A 5,230-nucleotide genomic window follows, 5' to 3' on the forward strand; every position below is an offset into this window, starting at 1 on the left:
CCTGCGAACTTTCCTGCTTGTGAGAAAAGCTGTCCGATAAGTTGTACTTTTATTGTGTTACCCATGCCAGGGTCATCTAGGATGTTACCTGCTTCACGTATTAATGAAGACATTAACTTTTGTGCTCCCATCTGATTATCTCGTTTTAATGCTTCAAGTTGAGCATTCATTGCTTTGTCTACGATAGGGCTTTTATTCCAGTTAGTTATTGTATTATAGTGTACTCCGAGTTGGTCGGCTATTTCTCGTTGAGAAAGTTTAGTAGTAAATTTAAGCTGTACGTATCTAAGTTGTTCGGGCGTTAACTCTGTCCTTTCGGGTCTATGAGCAGGATTTGGCACTTCAATTAATTTTGTTCCCATTACATCACCTCACTATATTCCGAATATCTTACGTTGGCAGAGATTGCATAACGCTGATATTTCATATTCTCTCTTTTCGTCTTTCATCCAGGTCTTGTCAAAGACAATAGGTTGTCCACATTCTGAACATATCATGTCTGTTTTGCACCCTTCCAAATATGCAAAATAAGCATCTATTTCTTCGGCAGTTTCTTCTGCTGTAATCTGCTTCTTGTATTCCTCGTCGAGAGGATAATACTCTTTATATACGTCGCCTTTCAATTATTTATGCTCCATCATTCTTTCGTAATCATCAGTTATTATTTCTACGGAAGGATTTAAGTCACTCGGCATAAATGGTGCTGTACCTTTCGTTTGGTTTAGTTGTTCTCGCAAATCATCTATCCTAGTGTCGTAATCTTCCATATCTCTAAGGAAACCTGTTTCATATATGTTTTCCTCGTTATTCGCGTATACGTTCTGCTCTTTAGGCTTCTTTACCAAAACAGAGAGGATTAATTTGTTATATAAATGTATAACGAGTATAACTCCTGTTACCGTGCTCAACGAGATAAATTCTATTAATAATATTTGTAATAATAATTCCAAGTGCATCACCCCTTTAATTTTAATCTCAAATCAGATATAATATAGATATTTCCTTGTTTTGGTTTATTTATAAATAAACATAGTATCACATTCATGCTAGAAGGTTTTTATAAGAAGCTTATCTTATATGTTGCATCGTTAAGCCGTTTATCACCGTTAATCCTATAATATAAGTATAACACCTCAAAAACAGCATGTCAAGGCTTGTTTCGGGCGTTCTAGGACGATTAGGACAAGTTATCTGCTTGTACCTCTTTCTACCTCCTTCAGACGTACCCGTACTAAGTTTTTTATATTTCATATTTTTGGAGGTCGAAATAAGTAAATCGGCTGTAAAAATAATTGCACGGGGGTACTAAAACAACTGAATAATTCTTTCTGTTTTGGTTATACTACTAATAGATACAACTCATGAATCCGTTAGGATTCTAATATACTCTGCCTGACTTCTATGTATAACGGATTCCTGTTTTGTATCTACGTTGTCTATACAGCTTGTACAACGAATAGGGAAACGAATGGAACATGTAGGGAAAGGTAGTATAACTTTGTGTAACGTTGATTATGTGCTAGACATCTTGGGGCACGTAGGGCAACATTAGGGGCACGTAGGGTAAAGTTATGTGTATAATGGGATACAAAGAAATACTATCCCGACCCACGCATGTACTTCCATATAAGAGGTACTTAATTGGTAGTGGGGGAGGGTGCTTCGTTGGAATATTCGGTAGCCATGCGTTGGGTACGGGCTAGGGGGCGAGGAGAGTAGTATGTTTGAAGTACACGTTCAGCACACTACATACACTACGCATCATCACTGTATTTGCACGTGTTACAACGTATTGACATATGACTATGCATACACAACGTACACTACGTAGGGCATACTTATGGCATAACTTAGGGCATATCTTAGGGCATTTAGTTACACATACTACATACACAACGTACTACAAATCAGGTTACGTATATCACAATGTATAACAACTGTTTAGCTTAGTTACTTAGAATCCTAACGGATTCATGAGTGGCTTTATTCAATTTAGTTATTACAAATCAGTAAGACTTTTATCCAGGGTTCGTTCAGCATATACTCTTAGTCCCTGTTATGGGGAAACACATAGTCTATAAGTGTCAAGTGTCGTATAAAACTTTTGAAAACTTTTTTATCGCAAGCGACCCTCGTTTCCCTCGTTAAAAAACTTTTAAAAACTTTTCTACTCTGCTTGACACTAATTTAACGCCCATGTGTTGGCGTAAACGCCGTTATCTTTTTAGATATAAGGTAATAGATTGACTCTACGATAGGGAGAGCAGTTGTTGGAGGTTTTATTATGTGTAATGGTTGTGAGTATGGTATTTGTTCAGAATGTCAAGAGTTTACACCTTATTTTAGTTCGGACCCAATTCAAATAGGTGATGACTTTGATGAAGATGATTGCTTATTAGAAGAAGATGGTCAGGATTCAGTATATCATCAAATAATGTGTCAACAATAACAATACATATGTTTCAAACCTTGTAAGTCGTGACCACCAAGGTGGCACGCTTAGGACAAAGGAGTTTATTATGTTAAATACTATTTATACTAATTCAGATTTAAACAAAGTTATTACATCAAGATGTGCTCACAAATCAGGAAATGATGATGGTACAGCTAATGGAAACAAAGTTCTTGCATCAAAGAAGCAAATAACATGGTTAAACATAGCTATGAAAGACTATGCAGTTTCAGTTAAGAACTTAAATACACTTAGCATGTATGAAGCATCAATGAAGATTACTGCAATCAGTACAGGCATAGCTAATGGTTCTATTAAGCCTAGAGCAATTGTTGCTGTTAAAGATATGTACTATGCAGTAATGCTGATTGATGGTGCTGTTTCAATTAAATCTTTCATTGGAGATAAGAAAACAGCATTTGATAAGATGGTTGCTAAGTACAATAAAGATGATTGTAGATACTTCACTGAAGATGTTAACATAGCTAAAGCATCAGCTAAAACATTAAAGGACAACTTACATAGACAATCATTCTTAGAATCATTAAGTAGCTTAACTGTTAAAGAGTTAAAAACACTTGCTAAAGAATATAGCATAAGACTAGGAAAAGAAACTAGAAAAGATGCTATAATAATAAAATTTGAAGAACAACTTGCATCATAGCAGGTTGTTTCTCTTTAAATAAATATATTATATAAAGGAGGTTATATTATGTACAAGCTGTATGATATAATAAAGACAATACTAGTAGTTATTCTAACAAAGAAGGGGGAGTTTTAATATGAGAGATTACATACGTGGAGAAATAATTTGGGTGGACTTTGGACAACCATATGGGCATGAGCAGGGTGGCGAACGCCCTGCAATCATTGTACAAAATAATATAGGCAACAGATACTCACCAATGGTTATAGTGTTGCCTTTTACTGCATCAGCAACAAAGACAATGATACCAACACAGGTGCAAATCCTATATAATGAGAAATGGTCTATAGCTTATGGTGAACAAATCAGAGCAATAGATAAACGCAGAATAAAGAGTAGGACAGGCACTACAATAGAGGATATGGAGTTGGTTGATGAAGCATTATGTATATCATTAGCACTGTAACAATTTATAATTATATCATAACAAATAATAGGAGGTTATATTAATAATGAACAAAATAATAAGATGTGAATGTGGTAAGCTATTTATTCAAAAGGAACAAGAGGTAGAATGTAAGTTATGCGTGGCTCAACGCATAGAGAATGAAGACCCATTTATAGTTACACCAATCAATATAATGAAGTTAGTTGACAGCTACAAAGAGGTATGTGCAACTAATAAGACTAGGCTAATTAATAACACTCTCTTAGAACTTGATTTCGTACTTAACAATGCATACATGAGAGGATACATAAGCGAAGACTTCTATACAGAAATGAGTGCTACACTAGGTATAGAAGCTGATTACTATAATACTAAATCTTTAACTAAGGATGACTACTATGATTATAGTGTACAAGCTAGGGTAGGCTTCTATCAAGATATGTTTGAGGAAGAAGAAGCTTAGTTACAAATCAAATGACGAGGGACGTAACCCTCGTCAGAGAATTTAACAACAATTATCAAATAGTATATTAATAATTTATTAAAATATAAAAAACGAAGGAGATTAAAAAATGAGTAACAAAATTGAGGAAATCAGAGCACGTATCGAAAAGATGAAGGCAGAAAAAGAAACTAAGGTAGCTACAGTAACAGCACCAGTTATTACTAAAGAGGTTATTACTAGAAAATCACCAGTTTCAGATTCACAAATAAAGACATATTTCAACTTATGCCAACAGAAAGGCGAGAACATAAACATAAGCTACAGAACATGGGATGGTAATAAAGGTGGAGAAATGGATAAAGAAATTAAGCGTTTACTACAACTACCATCAGTTAAAAGACCAACTGAAAGCCAAATCAACATAGTTAAAGAGATTTGCGATAGAAACAGTTGGGAAATACCTGCTTATTCACACCTAACAGGTGGTAGAGAAGGAACTATGTCTAAACTTATAGATGAACTAATCCACTTAGAAAGAGAAAGCCAAAGACTTGCACCTCCAACCCCTGCTCAAATAGAGAGCATCTTAGAAATGTATTACTGTCCTGATGTAGATATGTCTGATTTGCATGATAGCTTTGGTATCGTGTACATGAAAGATGACAACGGCAAAACATGGTGGTCAAGAGTTTCTCAAGAAGATATACAGACACAAATTCCTGAACTTATCACCTATGAAGAAGCTTCTAACTTCCTATACAAATATCAGAATGTATTCTATGCGTGGAAACGTACTAGACTTACAGATGGTCAGATGAATGCTATTAGAAGACTTCAAACTAAATGTGGAATGCAACCTATGGAAGACTTCCAGTTAATGCAATTCGACAGAACAACTGCTAATAACTACATTAACAATATAGATTATATATACAGAGATAGAGATATGGTTAAATTCACTCAAGAAGCTGTATACAAGGATTCAGAGTATAGAAAGGTACATTCAGTAGCTAAAGTTATTGAAGCTATTACAGCAGAGAAATTGAGCGTTATACACGGTCTATACGCTATGATGGGTATGTCAGGTAGAGAAGAAGAAGATGTTATAGAAACAACTGTAGCTGAAGACCTGATAAGAGATTTGGCAGATGTGGCTATAGAGGTTTGTGGAACTCAAGCTATCTATGATTTGCTTATCACTTGCTATACAGAGGAAGAAGTTTGTGATATACTAAATAT

The 5,230-nt window shown here is 35.0% G+C and carries 7 protein-coding genes; 4 read left to right on the forward strand and 3 right to left on the reverse strand.

Annotated features, from left to right (window positions below; translation table 11 throughout):
- The 3 genes from AC11W3_RS14255 to AC11W3_RS14265 all read right to left on the reverse strand — a co-directional run.
- A partial coding sequence (locus AC11W3_RS14255; RefSeq protein ID WP_484093206.1) for a hypothetical protein occupies positions 1-362 on the reverse strand: 362 nt, incomplete at its 3' end.
- 12 nt (positions 363-374) lie between these two features.
- Positions 375-623: a hypothetical protein gene (locus AC11W3_RS14260; RefSeq protein ID WP_484093207.1), complete on the reverse strand. Its 249-nt coding sequence runs from the start codon at positions 621-623 to the stop codon at positions 375-377.
- A complete protein-coding gene (locus tag AC11W3_RS14265) occupies positions 624-950 on the reverse strand; it encodes a hypothetical protein (protein WP_484093208.1) in 327 nt (108 codons plus the stop codon).
- A 1,569-nt stretch (positions 951-2,519) separates the two neighbouring features.
- Between AC11W3_RS14265 and AC11W3_RS14270 the strand changes: the two genes are divergently transcribed.
- The 4 genes from AC11W3_RS14270 to AC11W3_RS14285 all read left to right on the forward strand — a co-directional run.
- Positions 2,520-3,116, forward strand: coding sequence for a hypothetical protein (locus AC11W3_RS14270; RefSeq protein ID WP_484093209.1), 597 nt, complete (start codon positions 2,520-2,522; stop codon positions 3,114-3,116).
- Positions 3,117-3,234: 118 nt separating this feature from the next.
- Positions 3,235-3,564 carry a type II toxin-antitoxin system PemK/MazF family toxin gene (locus AC11W3_RS14275; protein ID WP_484093210.1) on the forward strand — a complete coding sequence of 110 codons (330 nt, stop codon included), beginning with the start codon at positions 3,235-3,237 and terminating at the stop codon, positions 3,562-3,564.
- Between the two features lie 46 nt (positions 3,565-3,610).
- The gene (locus AC11W3_RS14280; RefSeq protein ID WP_484093211.1) at positions 3,611-4,009 is read left to right on the forward strand and encodes a hypothetical protein; all 399 of its coding nucleotides are present in this window, start codon (positions 3,611-3,613) and stop codon (positions 4,007-4,009) included.
- 109 nt (positions 4,010-4,118) lie between these two features.
- Positions 4,119-5,230, forward strand: a 1,112-nt coding sequence (locus tag AC11W3_RS14285) for a hypothetical protein (protein WP_484093212.1), incomplete at its 3' end; no start/stop codon positions are given.

It is taken from the genome of Geomonas sp., from assembly GCF_056994735.1.